General features: G+C 42.9%; 22 protein-coding genes. 8 read left to right on the top strand and 14 right to left on the bottom strand.

Going from position 1 to position 24857, the window contains the following annotated elements; all coding sequences use genetic code 11:
- Positions 1-8: 8 nt before the first annotated feature.
- From ABIE26_RS22225 to ABIE26_RS22170, 12 genes are all read right to left on the bottom strand, one after another.
- Complete coding sequence (locus ABIE26_RS22225; RefSeq protein WP_310146106.1) at positions 9-1763, bottom strand: ABC transporter ATP-binding protein; 1755 nt, start codon at positions 1761-1763, stop codon at positions 9-11.
- Between the two features lie 94 nt (positions 1764-1857).
- Positions 1858-2421, bottom strand: coding sequence for a ribosome recycling factor (gene frr, locus ABIE26_RS22220; protein ID WP_310146107.1), 564 nt, complete (start codon positions 2419-2421; stop codon positions 1858-1860).
- A 40-nt stretch (positions 2422-2461) separates the two neighbouring features.
- The gene (gene pyrH, locus ABIE26_RS22215; RefSeq protein WP_310146108.1) at positions 2462-3169 is read right to left on the bottom strand and encodes a UMP kinase; all 708 of its coding nucleotides are present in this window, start codon (positions 3167-3169) and stop codon (positions 2462-2464) included.
- A 114-nt stretch (positions 3170-3283) separates the two neighbouring features.
- Positions 3284-4390: an N-acetylglucosamine-6-phosphate deacetylase gene (gene nagA / locus ABIE26_RS22210; protein WP_310146109.1), complete on the bottom strand. Its 1107-nt coding sequence runs from the start codon at positions 4388-4390 to the stop codon at positions 3284-3286.
- Positions 4391-4475: 85 nt separating this feature from the next.
- Positions 4476-5315, bottom strand: coding sequence for a translation elongation factor Ts (gene tsf / locus ABIE26_RS22205; RefSeq protein WP_310146110.1), 840 nt, complete (start codon positions 5313-5315; stop codon positions 4476-4478).
- Positions 5316-5336: 21 nt separating this feature from the next.
- Positions 5337-6161, bottom strand: coding sequence for a 30S ribosomal protein S2 (rpsB, locus tag ABIE26_RS22200; RefSeq protein ID WP_084238489.1), 825 nt, complete (start codon positions 6159-6161; stop codon positions 5337-5339).
- Positions 6162-6179: 18 nt separating this feature from the next.
- Entirely contained in the window at positions 6180-6566 is a 387-nt protein-coding gene (gene rpsI / locus ABIE26_RS22195) for a 30S ribosomal protein S9 (RefSeq protein ID WP_084238488.1), read from the bottom strand.
- An 11-nt stretch (positions 6567-6577) separates the two neighbouring features.
- A complete protein-coding gene (rplM, locus tag ABIE26_RS22190; RefSeq protein WP_084238486.1) occupies positions 6578-7021 on the bottom strand; it encodes a 50S ribosomal protein L13 in 444 nt (147 codons plus the stop codon).
- 282 nt (positions 7022-7303) lie between these two features.
- On the bottom strand, positions 7304-9010 hold the full coding sequence (locus ABIE26_RS22185) for a RagB/SusD family nutrient uptake outer membrane protein (protein WP_310146112.1): 1707 nt from the start codon (positions 9008-9010) through the stop codon (positions 7304-7306).
- 17 nt (positions 9011-9027) lie between these two features.
- Positions 9028-12363, bottom strand: coding sequence for a SusC/RagA family TonB-linked outer membrane protein (locus ABIE26_RS22180; protein ID WP_310146113.1), 3336 nt, complete (start codon positions 12361-12363; stop codon positions 9028-9030).
- Positions 12364-12541: 178 nt separating this feature from the next.
- Positions 12542-13678 (bottom strand): FecR family protein, encoded by a 1137-nt coding sequence (locus ABIE26_RS22175; RefSeq protein WP_310146114.1) that lies wholly within the window; start codon positions 13676-13678, stop codon positions 12542-12544.
- Positions 13679-13754: 76 nt separating this feature from the next.
- Positions 13755-14339: an RNA polymerase sigma factor gene (locus tag ABIE26_RS22170; RefSeq protein WP_310146115.1), complete on the bottom strand. Its 585-nt coding sequence runs from the start codon at positions 14337-14339 to the stop codon at positions 13755-13757.
- A gap of 429 nt (positions 14340-14768) precedes the next feature.
- On the opposite strand from ABIE26_RS22170, the gene ABIE26_RS22165 reads away from it, so the two are divergent.
- From ABIE26_RS22165 to ABIE26_RS22145, 5 genes are all read left to right on the top strand, one after another.
- Complete coding sequence (locus tag ABIE26_RS22165) at positions 14769-16274, top strand: TlpA family protein disulfide reductase (RefSeq protein ID WP_310146116.1); 1506 nt, start codon at positions 14769-14771, stop codon at positions 16272-16274.
- Positions 16275-16519: 245 nt separating this feature from the next.
- Positions 16520-16939 (top strand): hypothetical protein, encoded by a 420-nt coding sequence (locus tag ABIE26_RS22160; protein ID WP_310146117.1) that lies wholly within the window; start codon positions 16520-16522, stop codon positions 16937-16939.
- Positions 16940-17079: 140 nt separating this feature from the next.
- Positions 17080-17286, top strand: coding sequence for a YtxH domain-containing protein (locus tag ABIE26_RS22155; protein ID WP_310146118.1), 207 nt, complete (start codon positions 17080-17082; stop codon positions 17284-17286).
- An 18-nt stretch (positions 17287-17304) separates the two neighbouring features.
- On the top strand, positions 17305-18702 hold the full coding sequence (locus ABIE26_RS22150; protein ID WP_310146119.1) for an MBL fold metallo-hydrolase: 1398 nt from the start codon (positions 17305-17307) through the stop codon (positions 18700-18702).
- A gap of 26 nt (positions 18703-18728) precedes the next feature.
- On the top strand, positions 18729-19424 hold the full coding sequence (locus tag ABIE26_RS22145; RefSeq protein WP_310146120.1) for a class I SAM-dependent methyltransferase: 696 nt from the start codon (positions 18729-18731) through the stop codon (positions 19422-19424).
- On the opposite strand, the gene pepT is transcribed toward ABIE26_RS22145, so the two are convergent.
- Positions 19421-20674, bottom strand: a complete 1254-nt coding sequence (gene pepT / locus ABIE26_RS22140; protein WP_310146121.1) for a peptidase T — start codon at positions 20672-20674, stop codon at positions 19421-19423. The two genes, ABIE26_RS22145 and pepT, sit on opposite strands and share 4 nt — an antisense overlap.
- A 66-nt stretch (positions 20675-20740) precedes the next feature.
- On the opposite strand from pepT, the gene ABIE26_RS22135 reads away from it, so the two are divergent.
- The 3 genes from ABIE26_RS22135 to ABIE26_RS22125 are packed head-to-tail and all read left to right on the top strand — an operon-like array spanning position 20741 to position 23822.
- A complete protein-coding gene (locus ABIE26_RS22135) occupies positions 20741-21445 on the top strand; it encodes an outer membrane beta-barrel protein (protein ID WP_310146122.1) in 705 nt (234 codons plus the stop codon).
- A 17-nt stretch (positions 21446-21462) separates the two neighbouring features.
- Positions 21463-23202 carry a M14 family metallopeptidase gene (locus tag ABIE26_RS22130; protein WP_310146124.1) on the top strand — a complete coding sequence of 580 codons (1740 nt, stop codon included), beginning with the start codon at positions 21463-21465 and terminating at the stop codon, positions 23200-23202.
- Positions 23203-23204: 2 nt separating this feature from the next.
- A complete protein-coding gene (locus ABIE26_RS22125) occupies positions 23205-23822 on the top strand; it encodes a rhomboid family intramembrane serine protease (RefSeq protein WP_310146126.1) in 618 nt (205 codons plus the stop codon).
- Here the strand turns inward: ABIE26_RS22125 and ABIE26_RS22120 are convergent.
- Positions 23819-24787: a hypothetical protein gene (locus ABIE26_RS22120; RefSeq protein WP_310146127.1), complete on the bottom strand. Its 969-nt coding sequence runs from the start codon at positions 24785-24787 to the stop codon at positions 23819-23821. The two genes, ABIE26_RS22125 and ABIE26_RS22120, sit on opposite strands and share 4 nt — an antisense overlap.
- Positions 24788-24857: the final 70 nt, after the last annotated feature.

Genomic DNA, 24857 nt, shown 5'->3' with positions numbered 1-24857 from the left:
TAGTTGCTCTAAACGCGCTCTTCAAGGCGTTCCCCTATCTGTTGCCTCCACATGGCATAATACAAACCATTTAAAGCCAGCAGGTCGTCGTGTTTACCCTCTTCAATGATATGCCCCCGCTCCAATACATAGATGCGGTCTGCATGCTTAATAGTAGACAGCCTATGCGCAATTAAAATGGTAATGTGACTGGTATGTTCCGATATATCCCTGATTGTTGCTGTGATCTCTTCTTCGGTTAAAGAATCGAGAGAAGATGTTGCCTCATCAAAAACCAGGATATCGGGCTGGCGTAAAAGTGCCCGGGCTATGGAAAGGCGCTGCTTCTCTCCGCCCGAAACCTTGACCCCGCCTTCTCCAATTACGGTATCCAGGCCATTTTCTGCCCGCGCCAGCAGATTGTTGCATGCCGCCTGTTGTAATACCCGCATACATTCCTCGTCTGTTGCTCCGGGCCTTACAAATTGCAGGTTCTCCCTGATGGTACCTGAAAAAAGCTGGGTATCCTGTGTAACGAAACCGATTTTTTCCCTTAACAGGTCCAGGTCTATTTCCCTGCCAGAGCTGTTGTTGTAAAACACTTCACCTTCACCGGGTTGATAAAGTCCAACGAGGAGCTTTACCAGTGTTGTTTTACCAGAACCCGAAGGGCCCACAAAAGCAATGGTTTCTCCTTTGTGTGTGGTAAAACTGATGTTGTTCAGGGCATTGTGTTTCCCTGTAAGGTGTTTGAAGCTAACCGAGTCAAAGGCCAGCTTATTTATTTTTTCCAGTTTTACAGGATTAAGGGGCTTTGCATCTACCGGGGTACTTAAGATACGTTTAAAATTACCCAGTGAGACTTCTGCTTCTCGCCAGGCCAGAATAACATTGCCCAGTTCCTGCAATGGACCAAAGAGGAAGAAGGAATAAAAAAGGAATGAAAAATACTGCCCGGGAGAAATGGTATTCTCAAAAATAAGGATCAGCAAAACCACTACCATTACACTCCGTACAAAGTTCACTGTAGTGCCCTGCACAAAGCTCATACTTCTTACATATTTAACTTTTCTAAGTTCCAGGCCCAGGATCTTGTAGGTAGTTTTATTGAGCCGTTCAATTTCCTGATTGGCAAGGCCCAGACTTTTAACCAGCTCTATATTTCTTAAAGATTCTGTCGTTGAGCCGGCCAATGCAGTAGTTTCACCAATGATTTTTCTTTGAATGGTCTTTATTTTCCGGCTAAGGAACCAGCTTACAAAGCTGATGATGGGAATCGCAGAAAAATAAATGAGGGTTACCTTATAGCTTACCGTTACCGAATAGACAATAACGAATACCATACCTATAAGGCTGACAAACAGGATACTGATAAAAGAGGTGATGAATTTCTCTGAATCGAGCCTTACTTTCTGAAGAATGCCGAGTGTTTCACCGCTGCGCTGATCTTCAAAAACCTGATAGGGCAATTCCAGCGAATGTTTTAGTCCATCAGCATACATACGTGCCCCTACTTTTTGAACGATGATGCTGGTAAAATAATCCTGAAAGTTCTTCGCTATTCTGGATACCATTGCAGCTCCAACGCTTAAGCCTACCAGGCCCAGTACGCCCAAAATAAACTGGCTTTTGTTCAGCACATCCTTCTTTTCAATGAACTCATCTACAATTCTACCGGTAATGTAGGGGTCGAGCAAAGAAAATCCGATGTTAACTGCAGCAAGAAAGAGGGCTAAAACCACCACCCATTTATGGTTTTTTAAATATTCCAGCAGTAAATTCATAGATCAATTTTTGTTTGAGGGGTTAAAAATAAAAAAAGGGAATGAAGCATTTCCTTCATTCCCTTTAATTTACAAGCAGATTATAATCCGATGATTAAACTGTCATGATATCTTTTTCTTTGGCTTCAGCGTGTTTATCTACTTTGATGATGTAGGCATCGGTGATTTTCTGCACTTCAGCTTCACCGGTTTTGATCTCATCATCAGAAACACTTTCACCTTTTAACTTTTTGATTTTCTCATTGGCATCTTTACGGATGTTACGTACGGTGATCCGGCCCCTTTCAGCTTCCTCCTTAACCTTTTTCACGAGTTCCTTTCTACGCTCCTCTGTGAGCGGGGGAACTACCAAACGGATAACAATACCATCATTTTGTGGATTGATACCAATATTGGCTTCCATAATAGCTCTTTCAATGGGTGTAAGCAATGTTTTCTCCCAAGGCTGTATAATCAATGTACGCGCATCAGGTGTATTTATACTTGCCACCTGGCTTAGCGGGGTAGGATTTCCGTAATAGTCAACCATGATGCCATCCAGCATTCCTGCCGAAGCTTTACCTGCACGAATTTTTGTCAGTTCAGCTTCGCAATGCAAAATAGCTTTATCCATATTGGCCTGAGCATCTTGTAATTGTTTCTTTATGAGGTCATTCATAATTATAAAATTTAACCAAAAATATAAAATTTATTTAGCATCAGCTTCTAACCAGTGTACCGATCTCATCGCCATTTGCAATTTTCATGAAATTACCGGTTTTGTTCATATCAAAGACAATAATCGGCAAATCATTTTCCTCACAAAGGGTAAAGGCGGTCATATCCATCACATTTAAGCCTTTGGCATAAACCTCTTTAAAGGAAATTTCCGAGTATTTTGTAGCTGTTGGATCCTTTTCCGGATCGGCAGTATAAATGCCATCAACGCGTGTCCCTTTCAATACCACATCGGCCTTTATTTCAATTGCGCGCAATGCAGCCGCAGAATCAGTAGTAAAATATGGGTTACCTGTTCCGGCACCGAAAATAACAACACGCCCTTTTTCAAGGTGTCGTACAGCCCTGCGACGGATGAAAGGTTCACAGATCTGTTCCATTTTTATTGCAGTAAGCAACCGGGTTTTTAAACCAACTTTTTCCAGGGCATCCTGCAGTGCCATACTGTTGATTACTGTGGCCAGCATGCCCATATAATCGGCCTGCGCACGGTCCATACCGGATTTTTCTGCGCTTAATCCTCTAAAAATGTTTCCTCCTCCAATAACAATTGCAATTTCAAGTCCCTGGTCGTGTACAGCTTTAATGTCTTCGGCATATTGCCTTACTACCTCATTATCAATACCATATTGCTTTTCGCCCATCAGCGATTCGCCACTTAATTTTAGCAGGATCCGTTTATATTTCATGGCTTCAAACTTAGATAAAATTGCTGAAAAGAGCAATTTTATCGATCTCTTCGCTACCGATGAAAAAAATCAAGGCTTGCGAAAAAAATAAAATTTGTCATTAATTAACAGGGCTTAAATGCACAAACCGTCTACTAAGACTCTCTTAAGCTCCAGTTCAGGACTGAGCAACAGCAGGTTTGCACGGTTGCCGGTGCTCAAACATCCTATTTCCTGAGTCAAGCCCATCAATTTTGCAGGATTTTCGGACGCGAGTTTCAAAGCGTCGGGCAGCGCAATATGGCAATGTGCCACACAGTTCTGAACCGCCTGTAGCATGCTGATGTTCGAGCCGGAAAGCGTACCATCGGGGGTAATAAATTTATCGCCCAGAAGCTGGTGCTGGTAGGGCCCTATATTGCATTCGGTAACCGCATCCGTAATCAGGAACAGCCTGTCGCCCATTAACCTGTGACTGATGCTGATCATTTCGAAATCAACATGGCTGCCATCTGCAATGATGCTGGCCATGGCCGAAGAATGGTTAAACACTGCGGCAGGTAAATTGGGCGCCCTGTGATGAATGGAAGGCATGGCATTAAACAAATGGGTGGTTGTCTTAAATCCTTTGTTATAAGCGGCGGTAGCTTCGTTAAAGCTGGCATCGCTATGGCCCAGCGATAAAACGACATCATTGTCCAGCAAATAGCTGATCACCTTATCATCCTGCAGTTCGGCGGCCAGGGTCATCATCTTTACCGTACCATCAGCAGCGTCCATCAGGCGCTTCACCTCATCCAGTTCAGCCTTGTGAATAAAGGCTTCTATATGTGCGCCTCTACGTTTGGGGTTGATAAATGGACCTTCCAGGTGCAACCCTAAAAATCCTTTACGCGCTGGCCAGTAGGCTTTAGCCGCAGCTATACTTTCATACATCACCTCCATGCTGTTGGTGGCCACACAGGCCAGAAAACCTGTGGTTCCTTTGGCCATCAGATCTGCATCCATCTGTTTCAGGGTGGCTGCAGTAGGATAGGCAGAAAAAAGCGGCCCGCCACTACCATAAATCTGAAGGTCTATAAATGAAGGGCACAGGTAGTCTCCTTTTGCATCGATAAGTTCATATGTCCCTGGTACTTCAGCGCTCGAAATTGCTGTTATTTTCCCATTTTCAATTAAAACAGATTGATCGGTATATAAGGTGCCATTTATAAAAAGCTTACAGTTGGTAATCGCAATCATAAGATCAGGTTTATAAGGATAAATATAGGACAAAAAAAAGAGCCTCCTGAAAACAGAAGGCTCTTTTAAAAAAATTAATTAAATATTAAGCTCCTAATTGTACACGCTTAAATGCAACAACAGTTAAACCGTTAGATACGTCATTTAAGAATTTACGTACATCTTTAGATGAATCTTTAACAAATTCCTGGTTTAATAAAGTGCTGTCTTTGTAGAATTTATTCAATTTACCAGCAGCAATTTTTTCTACCATTTCTTCAGGCTTACCTTCAGCGCGGATCTGCTCTTTTGCAATTTCAGTTTCACGCTCAATAGTGGTAGCATCTACGTCACCTTTATCCAAAGCAACAGGGTTCATGGCGGCAATCTGCATTGCTACGTCTTTACCTGCTTCTTCTACGCCAGCACCGGCCTGGTTTAAAGCAACCAATACACCTAAACGGTAGTTACCGTGGATATAAGGAACAACTTTATCGCCAGTTACGCTCTCAAATTTAGAGATACCGATTTTCTCGCCGATTTTACCAGTATTTTCGATGATCAGGTCGGCCACTTTCAATCCGTCAACTTCAAGAGCCAGCAGATCTTCCAGGGAAGCAGGGTTCTTGTCGATAGCCAGATCAGCAAATTTGTTGCCCAGGGCTACGAAATCAGCATTTTTTGCAACGAAGTCAGTTTCGCAATTCAGTTCGATAACCACACCACGTTTGCCATCAGCAGTTGCTTTAGCAATTACAACACCTTCATTAGAATCGCGGTCCTGACGTGAAGCAGCTACTTTAGCTCCTTTTTTACGTAAGTAATCAACTGCGGCTTCAAAATCACCGTTAGTTTCAATTAGTGCTTTTTTGCAATCCATCATACCGGCTCCGGTCTGTTGGCGCAATTTGTTTACATCAGCTGCAGAAATTTGTACTGTAGACATTTTATTTCTTTTATATTTTATTTAACCTTCTTCGCCTGTACCTTCTTCGGTTTCAGCTTCAACTTTTTTCCTTCTTGCACCAGGAGCAGCAGCTTCAGGGGCATCAGCAGCAGCTTTAGCAGCTACGGCTTCTTTTTCAGTTTCCTCGTCTTTTTCGCGTTTGCGCTCATCTAAACCTTCTTCAATTGCTTTGATGATCACATCAGTAATTAAAGAGATAGATTTAGTAGCATCATCATTCGCAGGGATTGGGAAATCGATGTTTGAAGGGTCAGAGTTGGTATCAACCATTGCAAAAGTTGGAATGTTCAATTTCAACGCTTCGCTAACAGCGATGTGTTCTTTTTTAACATCAATTAAAAAGATAGCAGCTGGTAAGCGGTTTAAGTCTGCAATACCACCCAATAAGCTTTCCAATTTGATACGCTCACGCTGGATCATTAAACGCTCTTTCTTAGAAAGGATCGAATAAGTACCGTCTTTAGTCATTTTATCGATGTTAGCCATCTTTTTGATCGACTTGCGTACGGTAGCAAAGTTGGTTAACATACCACCTAACCAACGCTCGGTTACGTAAGGCATGTTTACTTTTTTCGCCTGATCTGCAACGATTTCTTTAGCTTGTTTCTTGGTTGCTACAAAAAGGATCTTACGACCAGATTTTACAATCTGTTTGATCGCTGAAGCAGCTTCTTCAGTTTTAGTTAAAGTTTTATTTAAATCTATAATGTGGATACCATTGCGCTCCATGAAAATGTAAGGCGCCATTTTTGGGTTCCATTTACGGGTAAGGTGACCAAAGTGTACACCTGCATCCAATAAGTCTTGATATGTAGTTCTTGCCATTGTTTTGTCTCCTTAAGATTAACGTTTACTGAATTGGAATTTCTTACGTGCTTTCTTACGTCCTGGTTTCTTACGTTCAACCATACGCATATCACGGGTCATTAACCCTTTAGCGCGTAATGCTGATTTTTTCTCAGCGTCTAATTCAACAATAGCTTTGGCGATAGCCAAACGAACTGCTTCTGCCTGACCTTTGATACCTCCACCGGCAACATTTACCTGCACATCGTACTGGCCAACCAGTTCAGCAACTTCGAATGATTGGTTAACGATATATTGCAAAGGCAATGTTGGGAAATATACTTTATGGTCTTTACCGTTTACGGTAATTGCGCCGTTGCCTTCTTTTAAATAGATACGTGCAACAGCTGTTTTTCTTCTTCCTGAAGTATTTGTAACTGACATTTCTTCTTTAATTAAAGTTTAATGGTTTTTGGTGATTGCGCTGCGTGAGGATGCTCAGCACCTGTGTAAACAAAAAGGTTGGTGAACAATTTTGCACCAAGCTTAGTTTTAGGTAGCATACCACGAACGGCTTTCTCGATAACACGTTTAGGATGTTTCGCCATTAACTCTTTTGGAGAAATGAAACGCTGACCACCTGGATAACCAGTGTAAGAGATATAAACTTTATCAGAAAATTTATTCCCGGTCAACTTGATCTTGTCTGCATTAATAACAATAACGTTATCACCGCAGTCTACGTGTGGGGTGTACTCAGGCTTGTTTTTTCCGCGAATGATCATAGCGATCTTCGATGACAAGCGCCCCAAAATCTCGCCTTCAGCATCCACAACAACCCACTGTTTGTTAACAGTTTTTGCATTGGCAGAGACAGTTTTGTAACTTAACGTATTCACTTGCTTGTATTTAATTTGTTTAACAATTATTTATTCCCCTAATTTTTAGGGACTGCAAAGATAGATAGAAATATTTAATTGTCAAATAGTTGAAGGAATATTTATTCTCAGGAATGTTGTCTTTTACTTAAATTACAATATTCCCCTATAGTGCATCAAACAGCTTGATAGCGTTGATTGAAGGCTCAGCTAAGGTTTGTTGGACTAAAAGTACCTTTTAGTCCAACAAACCCTGCGCCTGGCGCGCGCTTAGCCAAACAGCATGCCCTTAACAGGCATAAACTATTCCCATCCTGAGTTTTGAGGATATCTGGGGCCTACGGTAACTGCATCGATCTGAACCTGCGGAACCGGTCTCAGCACATGAAATGGCTTAATATTTGCCTTTGCCTCAGCATTGTACAATTTAACCCGCTCTTCAAGTTTGCCTGTCCTTACAAGGTCAAGCCAACGGACAAGTTCACCACATAGCTCCCTCGAACGTTCATCCAGAATAAAATCAATTGACGGAATGGAACTTACATTCATTACTGCGGGATTTGCATTAGGAAATGCAGCCCTTCTGCGCACAATATTAATTTGATTTACCGCTTCTGAAGCAGGGCCTCCGCCCATAAATGCAGCTTCGGCCGCTATCAGATGCGTTTCGGCAAGGCGGTATACGATAACCGGTCTGATCGAGGGATAATTTAAATCTGCACGTTTGGTATCGTTATATTTTTTCATATATGGAGACATACTGGTCGTATATTTCCGTGTAGGCATTAGCAGGTAAGGCGCAGCCGCAATTTGTGCATCAGTTGCGGTATTATTCCCTGGCATAAGGATAGCGATATCACCGAGGGCAAATTTAGGTTTGCCTGGTGCAGCGCCGGCCGGAGCTCCGGGAGGAAGGGGATTGGGCCATACCGGAATAGAAGCAGCATTATTGCAGTACCACACCGTTTGGAATGTTTTATTATAACGCGTATCATTGGTACGTTCAGCAAAAGCCACGTCTGTTAACCATGGTGTAGGAACACAACGGATATAAGGCCGGCCATAAAACACATCACGTTTCATGCCTGGCTGCAATTCGTATTGCGGCACCCACATGTGATTGAGCACATTGTCATTGCCGCCACTGTTGTTTGGACCATTGTAAGCCAGGTTTGGTGTGTGCTGTACATTCCATATCACTTCATTTCCATTTTCATTTCCCTCTGCATACACATCAGCAAAATCCGGCATTAATGACAGGCCACTGGTATTGATCACCGTCATTGCCATGGTATAGGCATCGGTATAATCTGTGTTCTTTTTTGCTTTGGAACCTGCCCTGGTCAGGTATACCCTTGCCAACACATGCTGTGCAGCAGCCTTGGTAATCTGACCTGGACGAACCCCTGTAGACTTCGGACTCGCAAAAACCGTTGGTGTAGCGATTGTTTCCTTTAAATCCTGAATGATAAAATCATAAATCTCGGCCATTGGTGTACGTGCATCTGAAGAATTGGCCTCGGTCTGGAATGTTTTTCTTAATGTAACATCCCCCCAGAACTGAACCAGCAAGAAATAAAAGTTGGCCCTCAGAAATTTTGCCTCGGCAACCATGCGGCTTTTTGTAGCCTCATCAATATCTGGCACGATAGCCGCATTTTCAATGATCCCATTACAGGTATTGATATTGATGTAACAATCCCTCCATATCGCCATAACTGTACCATTTGAGGTATTGTAATTGCTGTTGTACTTATTGATATCGTTATTACCATCTTTACCGGTATAAAATTCATCCGTACCTATTACAGTCATGGTAAACAGGTTTTGTGTACCCCAAAGCATTCTGGTACCGGCGTACGCAGCATCAAGTCCCTTTTTAAATCCCTGTGTAGTTTTAAAAAACTCTGGTGTAAGTATGGAATGCGGATCTTCTGTCAGCGCTCTTTTACAGCCCGATACAGCGACTATCGATATACAGGCCAGTAAATATATATAAATGCGTTTCATGTTTTCTTCTGTTAAAATTACAAGGTCAGATTTACTCCAAAAAGGATTGAATAACTTGCTGGCGTATCAACGTTGACCTCACCACGGTTGTTACCTGAATTGATGGCTTCAGGATCTATCCCACTATATTTATTACGGTATTTTGAAAAAAGGATAAAAGCATCATTTGCGGTAGCATATACCCTTAACGATTTTCCGCCTATTTTGGCAGCCATGAACTGGGGAAGGTTATACCCCAGGGTTAAACTCCGGATTTTAACGAAGCTGCCATCAAAATACCCCAATGTTGAATTGTTTGGTGTATTGGTTGATGCGGCATTCGGTTTAGGCCAGTAGTTTTCGCCATTTGTTGGCGTCCAGTAGTTCACATTAAGGTTATTGTAATTACCCTGAAAAGTATTAGCGAAGCCACTGTTGTGAACCCTGCTGATAATGGTACTGCCAAACCTTCCGAAAGCCACTACCGTAAAGTCTAGGTTTTTATAGGCAAACCGGTTAGTTAAACCTCCAGACCAATCAGGCTGACTTGATCCCAGGATAACCCGGTCATCAGCATTGATCCGTTGCAGTCCGTCAGCATTCGGGGTGAGGTTTGTGTTTGCTACCTTAATATTTCCTATTACTGATCCGCTCCCTGATAAACTCAGACCAAGGCTCCTGGCCAGTTCGATATCTTCTGGTGTATTTTGCCAGATCCCTATCCTTTTGTAATCGAAAATTGTGCCTATTGGATGTCCAACAAACCTGCTGTTGGTAATATCGTTCAACACGCCAAGGTCAAGTTCCGTAATCTTTCCGCGGTTGAGATAGATATTGACATCGGTAGACCATGAAAAAGTCTTTCGTCCGTCACCCTTAAAATTGACCGTTCCAAGCTGAAGCTCAAAACCGTCGTTCCGCGTTTTACCGACATTGGTTACAGGGGCGTTCGGAATCCCCTGAGTAAGCGGCAGTGCTTTTGTTAACAACAATTTATCGGTGAGCTGCCTGTACACTTCAACAGATCCGGTAACCCTGCTGTTGAACAATACAAAATCAATACCGATGTCAGCTGTTGTGGTATGTTCCCAGCGGAGGTCCCTGTTGACCACACTGCCCAGATAAGCCCCGGTAGTAGTTTGGTCGCCAAAATTATAAGGAACCGCAAGTAAAGCGCCCAATGTTTGGTAGGGGTCGATCGCTGTATTTCCTGTTCGCCCGTAACTTCCTCTTAGTTTTAAGCTGGATATCCACTTTACATTTTTCATAAAACTCTCCTCGTGCATGTTCCAGGCTACTGCGGCAGACGGAAAATACTCGTATTGCTTACCGGGGCTTAAACGCGAGGAACCGTCTGAACGCATGGTTAAGGTAAGTAGGTATTTGTCTTTAAAGCCGTAGTTCAACCTGCCCATGTAAGACACAATACCCCATTTTTCATAATCTCCAGTACCTACCAGATTGGCTCCAAAAGCCGGATTAAAATAAACAAGTTCAACAGGGGTATCGTTATTGCTGAAGCTGTTAGACTGCCCGTAAGCCGCCTGGTAACTGAAAAGACCTGTAAAGTTAATTTTATGGTTCTGCGCAATAATTTTGTTATAGGTCAGGATATTCTCTAGCGTATAATTTGACCTGAAAGCACTCCTGTTGTTAGAAGTTGACAAACCACCCAGATTATTGGAGGTGGCACTGCCATAAAAAGTACCATAGTTATCAGACTTTAATTCTACGCCACCATTAAACTTGTATTTCAAACCATCAGCAATGCTGATTTCTCCATACAGCGTAGTAAAAGTCCCAAATCGTTTACGGTCTTCTATTTTGGCCCCTTCTACAAAATCGGCCAGGGGGTTCCATACCTGGTTTGCACTTCCCGGAACAAAGCCAAGCAGCTTACCGTCTTTATCGTAAGGACTGGCGAGCGGACTGGCCCGCAATACCTGCCCCATCGGATTGGCGTTCTCGCCTTGCGTATTGTTATAGGTAATTAAAGTGCTCAAACCCGCTTTTATACGTTTTCCCAATTGCTGATCAAAGCCCCCCTTAATGGTATAACGCCCAAAAGCCTGACCGGGGTAAATACCCGTTTCATTATGGTAGCCCAAGGACGCTGAATATTGTGTTTTTTCTGTTCCTCCTGATACCCCAATCTGGTGATTGGTATTTAAACCTGTCCGGTAAATCAGGTCCTGCCAATCTGTATTTCTGCCCGTATTGATTCCCTCAATTTCTTCTGCTGCAAAAATACCATCTGTTAAAAGCCTGGGATCATCAATGCCTGTATACTTTGGTGTGCTACCCACAAAATTCCCATTTACCACCGCCCATTTTTTGAGGTTCATGAACTGTTCGCCATTCATTACATTGATTTTGCCCAGGTTCTTTGTAAAACCGGCATAACCACTGTAAGTGACAACTGCATCACCAGGCTTGCCCCTTTTGGATGTTACCAGGATTACCCCATTGGCACCCCTTGCACCGTAAATGGCCGTTGCGGACGCGTCCTTAAGTATTTCCACCGATACAATATCATCAGGATTGATGTCGTTGATATTCCCGTTGTAAGGAATCCCGTCAATCACAAACAGAGGCCCGTTTTCGGCGCTAATGGAACGCACCCCCCTGATTCTGATCACTGGAGAATTTCCGGGCTTGCTATTACCTCCGCCTTTTTGCACATCAATACCTGCTGCTTTACCCTGCAATGCCTGCGATAAGTTCGCGACCGGAACTTCCTTCAGCGCTTTTTCATTAATAGAAACTATAGAGCCGGTGATATCTGATTTCTTTTGCGTACCATAGCCCACCACCACAACTTCGACAAGTTTGGTATTGGATGGCCGCATCTGCACATTAATGGTGCTTCGTCCATTTATGTTAATAATGGTATCCGCAAAACCTACAGACGTAAACTTCAGCGCGCCTTTATCTGCTTTAATACTGTAATTTCCCCGGGCGTCGGTCTGCGTTACCAATGGGTTGCCTACCGCAATTACGCTTACACCCGACAGCGGCTCATTATTTGAAGCACTGGTTACCCGGCCGGATACCACTTCCTGGTAAACCTGACCCGGCGGTACATGGGTTTTTAGTACAATGGTTTTGTTCTTAATGGAATAACTGATCAATTGCCCGGCAAATGTCTGGCTCAAAACACTTGCCAGCGGCACATTGCTAAACTTCACGTCCAGTGTTCTGTATTCGTCAAATTTTTCGGCTGGCCACACTACGTTATAACCAGTCTGGGTCTTAATTTCAGCAAAAAGTTCTTTAAAAGTGGCATTGCTTTTAACGAACGACAAAGTTTGTGCGCGCCCGTTTGCACTCACCTGCATGATCATTGCTATTAATATTACGGTGGTGATTCGCATAATTAGCAGAAGTTTATGGACATACCTCTCAGGTACACCAAGTTTCTTGGTCTTTTTTTTATACATTTGGTTAGTTTGGGTTAATGTTGATACAATCCAGTTTTATGAACGTAATCCCGACATTTGCCAGTTGTGTTCCAACCACATCTGGCTTTTTTATGGATTACGGTATGGGTAGCTATTTGACAACCATAATCCTCCTTCCTTCAATTTTAAAATGTGCCAGATCTGTTAGCTCCAAAACATCAAGCACCTCTGCAACCGTGCTGAAACGCGATACTTTACCACCAAAAAGCTGCTGCTTTAACTGCTCGTTTTCAAAAACAACATCCACATCATACCAGCGCGAAAGCTTTCGCATAATACTTTCCAGGCTCTCCTTATTGAACACAAAAAGTCCCTCTTTCCAGTCTACCACCACGCTAACATCTACATTTCTGATACTTAGCGGCTGATCCTTCCCTGAAACAGCCTGCTGACCGGGCTTGAGCACATAAGATTGCCCGGCAGGAGTGCTAAGTCTAACAGCCCCTTCCAGCAATGTTGTCCTGGCAATGCTTTCATCTGCATAACTGTTAACATTAAAATGTGTACCCAGTACTTCTATTTCCTGGTTAGCTGTAACTACAACAAAAAGGCTGTGTTTTCGCTTGTGTGCAATTTCGAAGTAGGCCTCCCCTCTTAATTCTACCTTACGTTCAGTAGCCAGGGCCAGCGAAGAAGGGAACCTTAGCCATGATGCGGCGTTCAACCAAACTTTAGACCCATCGGGAAGTATAACCTGATGTTGCCCCCCCCTGGGGGTTTGAATGGTATTGTAAACGACTTTGCTTCCTCTGCCTTTTACCTGGTATACAAGCTGACCATCCCTGGTTTTCGTAATACTTACGCCTGCCTGTTGCGCAAGTTCGCCTTTCATTGCTTCTGTAAGTGATATTTTGGAACCATCGGCAAGGGTCAATATCGCCTTATTGTCTCCTGGAAGAATGTTATTCCGGGCCTGGACCTCAATATTGCTGTTGTTAATTTTATGATCCGGTTTGTACCACCACAAACCTGCTGCTATAGCAAAGCCAATGGCGGCGGCGGCAGCTGTAATTGTATATGGGCGCAAACGTTTTGTTTTTTCAGGCACTACAACAGGTAACTTCTTTAGCATTTCCTGCTCGGCCAGTTCCAGTTCAGTTTCTGTCAGCCTTAAATGGTCTGTGTTGTTCAAACTTGCATACCACTGTTCAAACAGCAATTTTTCTTCAGCTGTACTGCTGCCTTCAGCATATTTACGCAATAGCGCTTTCGCTTTTATGTCGTTCATTTAATCCGGTCTATTTGGCTGATTAAACTATAAGTCGGACAAGTGCAGCTTTGGAGGGATACCGAAAATTAAAAAATTAAAATATTTTAAAGAAAAGAATGATAAACGCCATTAAACCTAACTTAATGCGTAAAATTCTAAGTGCTTTTTTTACCTGATCTTTTACTGTTTGTTCTGAAAGCTGTAGTTTTTCTGCAATCTCTTTGTGGCTCATCTGCTCAAACCTGCTCATTCTGAAAATTTCCTGCATCCGCGGCGGGAGTGCCGCAATTTCTTCTTCGATGATCTCTTTCAGTTGCTTTTCCCTCACCAGATGATCGGTATCAACTTCGGCTTGGTTAATGTAAGTTTGCAATGACTGCACGTATTGCTCCTTTACCTGTTTTCTGGATAAAAAATCGGCAATTTTATACCGCACAGCCATAAAAAGGTAACCAACAAGATTTTCTTTTGGCAAGCTTTGGGCCCTCCGCATCCAAAGTGCATAAAAAACTTCCGAAACGATATCCATTGCGTCTTCCCTTTCCCTGAGTTTATTATAAGCATGGCTATAAAGTAATTTGTTGTACCTGCTGAATATTTCCAAATAAGCATGCTCATCATCTTCAGACAATAAGTTAACGAGTTCAATATCCGGACAAGAGCTATAGTTAATTTTCATTGGTTAATCCATACAACATTCAAGAAATGAGTTCAATATTAATTAATTATTACCTTAAATCAGCAAAAATACTTTTACGATAAAAAAATGTATTCCTTGCTTATAGCTGCTACACATTACCCCTGATAGTCATTAAACCGTCATCAAAAACTTTTTTCCCATTTCAGTAAAACATTTGCACAACATCCTTCGTTATAGTTGCAGTTTGTTTGGTTTAGGTTGATCTGTGGTGGATCAACCATCTTATAACAGGGACGCACCGCCAGGTGGTCCCTGTTTCTGTTTACATACTTTTTCATCTGCTACAGCTTTTGCTTCTCTAAAAAAGATCTATCTTTAATTATGAAACCATCATGATTTTTCAAACCACACTTGGGATGAAATAAATCTGATAGCTTCATCACAAATGAAAAACAAACTATGTAACGGATGAAAAAAATTATCTGCTCTTTGCTACTGGTTATCTTATATACCGGTGCCGCGCTTGCACAAACTGCAACCATCAACTTCAACATTAAAAACGCTGGTTCCTGCAATTGCACCTTATCCCCTCAAAATGATTTATCCCGATATGGCAAAGGACGTATTCCTTTACCCCTTGATAAAAACGGGCAAGCATCCTACGGTTTAAAAATTACAAAGCCCAGGTCGTTCAACTTTTATTGCGAGCGCAGCAAATCTGATCAATGGTTATCCTATTCGTTTTTTCTTTCTCCTGGCGATCAGCTGACATTTAATGCAGATATGCTGGCCAGGGATTACCAGATAACCGTAACGGGAAAAGGAAGCAATAACAACCAATCCATTTATAGCAACTCTTCACGTTTTGATTTCGAAAAGTTCTATGGAGACACGGTCCCTAATCGGATCATCAGCGCAATTTTAAAAGAAGAAGCACATCATAAGACTGAACTGGAAAAATATATTACGCGTAATAAACCAACTAAGGAATTTATAGCGGCTAAAAAACTTAACCTGACTTATTGGGCTGCAAGCGCTTATTTTAGTTTTAAAGAGAACAACAAATTCCAGATCAGGCAGCCCTACAAGCGTAATTCTGACAAGTGGCAATCCGTTCAGGACAGTTTGTTCAATGCACAGCCTTTCGACAACCCGAACGCCTTATCTTCTCGCAATTATACCCTTCTGATAGCCGAATTTCTTAACAGAAAAAAAGAAGCTTTATGGACTGAACAATATGAAAATAAGGACGCTTTTTACAAAGAATGGTACGGAGGAGATCAGCTTAAGGGAGAAGAAGAATATATGGCAGATAAGAGCAACGCCCTAAGGGAAAAGATCATCAACAAGTACTTCAAAGGCAAAACAGCAGAGCATCTATACGCTCACCTGATTGTCGACGCTATAGATAACAGTGACCCGAAAAATCTGCTCGACATTTACAGCAGGTTTAAAGATCAATATCCAGGCAGCGAATATGATGCGGAATTAAAAACCATTGTAAATGCCGTTAAAAAGAGGCAGGAACAAGGTTTAAACGACCGTATGGTTTTTGCCGACAGTACCGCCAAACAATTAAACGCATTTGATGATCTCTTAAAACTGGCCAAAAACAAAACAGTCTTGGTGGATTTGTGGGGAACATGGTGCTCCCCTTGCAGGCAGGAAATTGAAAAAAACAGCGCCGAGCTTAAAAAACATTTTAAAGGTAAGGGTCTTGAATACTTCTATGTTGCCAACTACGATGCCAGCAATACAAAGGCATGGAAAGAACTGATCAGCTATTTTAATCTGGAAGGCACACACATCCTGGCCAGCCAGGCCTTAACCAAAAGCGTTATGAACGCAGTGAAAGGCAAAGGCTTCCCCACTTATTTTCTGATAAAAAAAGATGGGAGCTATGAACTCTCCAAAGCAGGATACCCGATGGAAAGAGTTAAATTAATTCAGCAGCTCGAGGAAGCCTTGAAATAGGTAAAGCATCTTCTGTTTCTTTTTACAGACATCTTATTCTTTGCTGTTCTTCTTTTATTAAAGAAAATGCTAATTATCATACAAAGATAATCGAAAACACAAATCGTTAAAAACAACGCAATTAACGGTAAACCAGTAGTTAATTCTAATGATTTAAGGGCCCGGTCTTACGACTGCTGTTGCGCTTTGGCACAGTTTTTACAACAGGCATGGCTAAATATTTTTAAACCAACTCTTATTTTGTTATGAAAAAATCAATCATCTACCCAATTCTATTGCTTGTTACCATTTTCGCTGCCTGCAGCAAGGACAAAGAACCAAATCCAGATGGTCAGGATAAATCTGCTGAGGTAGCAAAAACTTATCAGGGCAAACTAACCCTGGGCCCTCCGGGAGCTACTGTAGAGTATACCAATGTTAAAGTAAAGGTAACACGTAAAGCAGCGAATCAAATTACTTTTGAAGCCGTAAGCGGAGAAAATTACCCTGCCTTTACCAGTTTAACATTTGCCAGTATGATGTATTCAAGCCAAACCAATCAGTATGCAGGTTCAAACCCAGGTGCTATTATATTCAGCTTCCAGGCAGATGCTACGATTAACCTGAATCTGGCTTATAACTTTAACAATAACGTAATCTTTTTTGAAGGACCAAGCGTAAAATAATATTCATCCATCCCTATTCAAAAGCCGGGCAAATAAATGTTTCCCGGCTTTTTTATGCAATATACCGCCGCGGCTAAACCATTCGGCCTTATTTTTGTTTATCTTACAACATCATTTACGGATTAAACAAAGGAGAAACCATGAAGAAAGAAACTAAAATAATTGCAGGCGTATTGGCAGGAGCTGCCCTTGGTGCTGCTGTTGCCCTGATATTATCGTCAGATAAAACAGGAGAAATGAAAGATAAAATGTCTGACTGGTTTTGTGACCTTTTAGATGCTTCAAAAGAAAAACTGGCCGATGTGACCGATCAGGTAAAAGATACTATCGCAAAAGTAAGAGCCTAAGCCACGTAAAAACAAAGAATGAAGATTGCTTTTCATGGGGCGGCGCGCGCCGTTACAGGCAGTAAACACCTGATTACACTAAACAACGGAATACAGATATTATTAGACTGCGGGCTTTTCCAGGGGATGGGCGACGTCACGGAAAGCCTGAACGAGTCTTTTGGTTTTAACCCGGAAAAAGTTAATTACATGATCTTATCGCATGCGCATATAGATCATTGCGGACTTTTGCCCCGCCTGGTAGCAGAAGGTTTCCGGGGGCCTGTATTCTGTACGCCTGCCACCAAAGACCTTGCCCGGATCCTGTTGCTGGATTCAGCCAAGATCCAAATGCAGGATGCTGAATACGCCAATAAAAAAATCAAACGTGTGGAAGATCAGGAAATGCCGCTTTATACGGATAAGGACGTTCATCAAACGTTGAGTCAGTTTAAAACCATTCCCTACGATCAGGATTTCAATATCAGTCCCGATATTTCTGTCTGTTTTACCGATGCGGGCCATATTGTAGGCAGTGCCGCCGTACACCTCAAGGTAAATGAAGAAGGAAAAGAAACCCGGCTTACCTTTAGCGGGGATGTTGGGCGCTACGGCGATTTGCTGCTGAAAAGTCCGCAAACCTTTCCACAGGCCGATTACATCATTATGGAGTCTACCTATGGGGATTCCCTGCATGTAGATCTTGACCCGATAGAAAATATGCTGCTGCAGGTTATCAGACATACCTGCCTGGAAAAAGGAGGGAAAGTGATTATACCAGCTTTCAGTGTGGGCCGCACACAGGAACTGCTTTATGCACTAAATGGACTGGAATTAAAGAACCAGCTTCCGGCCGTTCCTTACTATGTCGACAGCCCGCTTTCACTGGAAGCAACTGAGGTTTTGAGAAACCACCCGGAAGTGTACAACAACGGGGTAAAAGAAGTACTAAAGGTAGATCGTGATATTTTCGGCTTTAAAGGCCTTCGTTTTATTGAAGATGTAGCCGAGTCCAAAGCTTTAAACAGCGAACAGCAGCCTTGCGTGATCATTTCCTCATCGGGCATGGCCGAAGGCGGCAGGGTAAGGCACCACATCAGAAACAACATCAGCGATAAAAAGAATACCATTTTAATGGTGGGCTATGCCAGTCCGGGCTCGCTGGCAGGCAGGCTTATAGGCGGACAAAAAAGGGTATGGCTTTTTGGACAGGAGTATGATGTAATTGCAGAAATACGGTCCATAAAATCAATGAGCGCACATGGCGATTATGAAGACCTGCTCCAGTTCCTTTCTGTTCAGGACGCTTCAAAAGTGAAACAGGTGTTCCTTGTTCATGGAGAATATGAGGTACAACAGAATTTTGCACAACGGGTTCGGGCGGCAGGATTTAGCAATGTAGCTATCCCCGAATATCATCAGGAATTTGAGCTTTAAAACACTTGGTTTCCTATCTTTGCCGCATGGATGTATTCGGAGAAGCTTTAAAAGACCAGTTTATAAAACCACCCGCTGAAACCTTATGGGTGCATAATTCTTATGACGAACCGGAAGAAATGCCGGTTGACATTTATTTCAGGAATGAAAATGAAATGCCGGAGCTGGAGCTCAGGGCCCTTGATTTATGCCGGGGTCGTGTGCTCGACGTTGGTGCCGGTGTAGGCAGCCACGCCCTTATCCTGCAAAAAAAAGGCCTGGACGTTACCGGGATGGACATCTCTGCCGCCGCGGTAACCATCATGAAACAACGTGGCCTGAAACAGGCTATAGAAGGCAACATCCTAACCTATAGACCCGGGGGCAAAAAGTACGACACCCTGCTTTTTATGATGAACGGAATCGGCCTTACAGGGTCATTACCGGGTCTCAGGTCTTTTCTAAACCAGGCAAAAGAACTCATCCACACCGATGGGCAGCTGGTTTTCGACAGTTCCGACCTGTCTTACCTGTACCTCGAAATCCCCTTCCCGGAAAGCGGGTATTTTGGTGAAGTCAGCTTTAGGTATGAGTATAAAAGTGTTAAAGGAAATTGGTTTAAATGGATATACGTAGACCAGAAGACCTTAACAGATATTGCTACCGAAACCGGATGGCATACCGAGGTCATTTTCGAAGACGAAAATGACCAGTATTTAGCAAGATTAACTTTAAAGGTTTAAGAATGTTCTTCCCAGATGGCAGCTATATTTACAATGGTTTCTACCGCCTTTTCCATATCCTGTACAGAAGCCCATTCCTGTTTACCATGGAAGGCATGCTCACCAGCAAAGATATTCGGACAAGGCAAGCCCATAAACGACAAGCGCGAACCATCTGTTCCACCCCTGATGCTTTGCTGCTTAGGGGTAATTCCAGCTCTCCTGATGGCTTCGATACCATATTCAATGATCTGAGGGTATTTATCCAGCACCTGCTTCATATTGCGGTACTGCTCGGTTATTTTCAGCTCGTAGGATGAGTTTGGAAAATCTTCAATGATGTTCTGAACGGTAGCATCCAGCAGTTCACCGTTCGCGGCCAGCTCTTCATCATTGAAGGCGCGGAGAATAAAGCGGGCTTCGGCCTGCTCTACATTACCGCTAATGGTTACAGGGTGAATAAAGCCTTCTTTTCCCTCGGTTGATTCGGGTGACAGGCAGTCGGCCGGCAGTGCGCTGATCACATCAGAAAGGATTTTAATGGCACTTTCCATTTTGCCTTTCGCAAAACCAGGGTGGGCACTCACCCCCTTAATGGTTAAAACTGCCCCGTCGGCAGAAAAGGTCTCATCTTCAATTGAGCCCAGCGTTTCTCCATCAATGGTATAAGCAAAATCGGCTCCCAGTTTCTTCAGGTCGGCCTTATCAACCCCACGGCCGATCTCCTCATCAGGTGTAAATAAGATCTTAATTTCACCGTGCTTAAAGTCTGGATTTTGTACCAGAAAAGCCGCAGCTTCCATGATCTCTGCAACACCGGCTTTATTGTCGGCCCCAAGCAGGGTAGTCCCGCTGGCCGTAATGATATCATTACCGATCTGATCTTTCAGGTCAGGGTGTTCATTCATTTTCAGCACCACCGAATGATCATCGGGCAGCACTAAGTCCTGTCCCTGGTAATTCTCGTGGATAATTGGTTTTACATTGTATCCGCTGCAATCCGGCGAGGTATCCATGTGGGAGCAGAAACAGATCACGGGCACCTTTTTGTCTGAATTGGAAGGTATGGTTGCATAAACATAACCATATTCGTCAAGATGTGCATCGGCAATACCCAGATCCAGCAGTTCTTCTACAAGTAACCGGCCCAGGTTTTTCTGTTTTTCTGTTGAAGGTACGGTAGGCGACAAAGGATCTGACTGTGTGTCGATTTGCACGTATTTTGTAAACCTGTTTTGAAGGCTTTTATTTTTATTTGTATAAATTAGCATACTCTTATGAAAATCCAAAGTTATAGAAAGATTATAGTTTTTGCCTAATAATTTAATGAAGATCAATTGAAAACAATTTTAGCGCTACTACTGCCCGTTGTACTATACGTAAATGCTGCAGCACAATCTAACTTTTACAAACTGGGCCTTGGAGCAGGCGTAGGGATTACCCAGTCTTTCGCCGACCTGAACAAACACGACTTTGGCTTGTCGGGTTACGGGACTTTAGATTATTACCTGACCCCTTTTATCAGCTTAGGCATGGAAGGTCAGTTTGGTGAGATCAACGGAGGGGATGTTTATAAGGACCCCAACATGCGCCAGTTCATCAACACCTATAAGGCCATTAACGTGAATGGCAAACTGGCGCTTGGTGCTTTGATCGATTACAAGCGCAGCGATTTTGCCAATGCCATCAAAGGCTTATACGTAGGGGCCGGCGTAGGGGCCATCATGAACAAGATGAAGTTTGTGGTAAGGGAAAAGCCAGATGGCAGTAGTTACATCTTTCCCGGAAAGGATAAATCTACCGACCTGCTGGTTCCTTTAAACCTGGGCATTAATTTTAACTTTATGGACAGATCGGGCTATTACCGGTATGGGCTTAATGTGAATTACCAGTCCAATATCACACTGGGCGAAGGGCTGGACGGCTATGATGATTCGCCCATTAGGTTCAAAAGCGGCCATCCAGACATCTATAATTATTTCTCTATCGGCTTAAAATATTACTTTGGTCCGATGGGGCTTTCTATAAAATCATTGTATTAGCAAAAGCGATCGGGGCAATGAAACATTTCCTAAATTTACTGCTCTTATTGATATTTATGAATGCATCAGCTCAGCAAACCCCGTACGAATTAAGCGGTAAAACAGAAACAGCAACCTACCAGGAGACGATTAAATACTACCAGTTGCTGGATCAGGCTTATCCGGAGTGCAAACTCCTTACCTATGGCAATACCGACTTTGGCAAGCCGTTAAATGTGCTTGTACTGGCCAGGGACAAGGTTTTTGACCCGATAACGATAAGGAAAAATAACAAGTGTGTGCTGCTGATCAATAACGGCATCCACCCCGGGGAACCGGAAGGGATTGATGCCAGCATGATGCTTGCGCGTGACCTGCTGAAAGCGGGTAAACTGCCGGAAAATGTGGTGATCTGCATTATCCCCGTTTATAATATTGATGGCATCTTTAACCGCAGCGGTACTTCAAGGGCAAACCAGAACGGCCCGGTAGCTTATGGTTTCAGGGGAAACAACAAAAACTACGATCTGAACAGGGATTTCATTAAAACAGATTCAAAGAATTCACACAGTTTTCAGGAAATATTCAACATCTGGCAGCCTGAGATTTTTGTAGATACCCATACCAGCAACGGCGCCGACTACCAATATACCATGACACTGATCCCTACCCATAAGGATAAATTAAACCCGGGACTATCAGCTTACATGACCGGAACCTTACTGCCCGATCTTTATGCAGGTATTAAGCAACGGGGTTATGAAATGATCCCCTATGTAAATTCTATAGAAGAAACACCAGATGCCGGAATTACAGGTTTCCTGGAGTCGCCACGTTATTCGACCGGTTACACTACGCTGCACAACACCATCGGCTTTATGCCCGAAACCCACATGCTGAAAGCTTATGACAAACGTGTGGATGCTACCTATAAGCTTTTAGAAACCTATCTTGAAATTGTAATCAGAGATGCAAAAAAACTGGTAGAAAACAAGCATACAGCAGATAAAGAAACGGCCAGTCAAAAAGAGTTTACCGTAGAATGGAAGCTGGACCAGGAAAAGCATGAGGCGCTCGAGTTTAAAGGGTATGCGGCGAAACAAAAACCAAGTGCTGTAAGTGGTTTAGACCGGCTTTACTACGACCGTAGCACGCCTTATACCAAAACCATTAAATACTGGAATACCTATGTACCAGCGGTTACACTTCATAAACCCATTGCTTATATTATCCCTCAGGCATGGGACAAGGTGATAAGCCTGCTAAAGCTGAACCGCGTAAAAATGCAGCGATTGACAAAAGATGCCGCCATACCGGTTGAAGTCTATTACATTGCAGATTATAAAACTGCGGGCAAACCCTTTGAGGGGCATTATGTACACTCTGCGGTAAAAGTTAGCCCTGCAAAACAAAACCTTCAGTTTTATGCGGGCGACTACGTAGTGTATGTGAACCAGCCTGTAAACCGGTATATTGTGGAAACCCTGGAGCCGCAGGCTACCGATTCTTTTTTTAACTGGAACTTTTTCGATTCCATCTTAGGTATGAAAGAACATTTTTCGGCTTATGTGTTTGAAGATACTGCAGCCGATCTCTTAAAGAAAGACCCCAGGTTAAGGGAAAAGCTGGAACAGCAAAAACAGAAAGACCCCGGTTTAAGTAAAAATGCTGAGGCACAGCTTGATTTTATCTATAAAAATTCTGATTATTACGAAAAAACGCACAACAGGTACCCAATAGCCCGTCTGCTTACTGAAACCCAATTGTCACTTAAATAAGAATGGAATATTTAATCCACACCCCTGTTGCTTCATTTATTTTTGTATTTACCATCATTACCAGCGTTTACGCTTTTTACAACCATGGTGTGTATGGCAAATTCATGCTCCATCCTTATAGTGTATCACGTAAACATAAGATATACACTTTAATTACCAGTGGATTGATCCATGCAGACTGGATGCACCTGCTATTTAACATGATGACCTTCTTTTTCTTTGCTTTCCAATTGGAAGCGATGATAGGCTCTTTGCGGTTTGCAGTAGTTTATTTTCTTGGGTTAATATTGAGTGATATCCCTTCGGTAATACGCCATAAGAACGACATGTGGTACAATAGCCTTGGTGCCTCTGGTGCCATAAGCGCTGTTTTGTTCAGCTATATTTTATGTCAGCCTTTTTCTACCATGATCATATTCCCACTTCCGATTCCGATCTGGGCAATCATCTTTGGGCCGCTTTACCTGGTATACTGTGCTTACATGTCGAAAAATGCAAGAGACCACATTAATCATGACGCACACCTTTTTGGCGCTTTAACAGGCTTGATCATATCGGTACTGATAGTTCCCGGAATCATTCCCAATTTCGTCAGTCAGCTGATGGCTAAAATCGGTTAATTCGTTTCCGGCAGCGCGGCCGGGTCAAAATAACTCATTGGTTTTGTCGGGTCTTTGATGATCTCAAAAAGCGTATGCCCCCAGGGTTTCCAGAAATCTTGTAATACCTGTGCATAGGTTTTATGCTGCCAGTGGTCAAAAAGGGCTTTGTTTAAAGTTCCTTTAAGTGGCATGGCATCAATATAAACCGAGCCCTCAACAGGCATAATGGCATATTCAGGTAAACGGTTAAAGAGGTAGGCCGAGTAAAAGAAACGGGCACACAACTCTTCAAACTGTTCGGCCGAAACAGCCTGCTTTCCGATCTGGTCCAGCAATTCCTGGTGGTATTTTTTATTCGTCCCATTGTCCTGCAAGCAGGCGATGATCCCGAAGTCCTTAAGTTTTAAAGAGAAGGTAAGGGTATTGATCTCGTCGCGGAAGCTAAAGGGGGTTTCCTTATTTTCAAGCGGCACCACTACGATAGACCAGGGTGTAAAATCTTCAAATACCACATCCAGGTAAATGCTCTGGATCATGGTATTCAGGTTACCAAACTTATGCATCAGTCCCTGCGACATGTTCAGTCCGTCGGCACTCAGTTGCTGCAACCGAACGGCAGCGTTCATTTCAATATAGATCAATCCGTAGATGAACTTACCAATCCATTTAAATAAGTCTGCTTCATTCAGTGCAGAGACCCCTTCATAACCTTTTGCAAATGCAGCCGAAATCTTTTCTTCCAGCGGCTGTATAAAGTGTGCCAGGATCTCGGTGTTACATGGGACCTTTAAGGCATTATAGGAGCGCACACTTTCATCCAGCAATTTAATCTGTTCTTCGCCGCTAAAATTAGCCACCTCCAGCAGCCATGCCGGTAGTATATTGATTTGTTCAATGGGCGATTTAAAGGTATCTCCACTTAAAAAGCAATTTTTATATTTAAAATCGAAGTTCTTAAAGGGCTGGTATATTGTGCTGCTCATACAAGGCACAATATTAGGCATATTATTTTTACATTAGCCTCCGGCAATTTTTTTTAACCTTTAAATTACC

The sequence above is a fragment of the Pedobacter africanus genome (genome assembly GCF_040548825.1).
GTDB classification, from domain to species: domain Bacteria; phylum Bacteroidota; class Bacteroidia; order Sphingobacteriales; family Sphingobacteriaceae; genus Pedobacter; species Pedobacter africanus_A.
The sequence above is the reverse complement of the archived record's forward strand: the minus strand, read 5'-3'. Positions and strand labels throughout refer to the sequence as shown.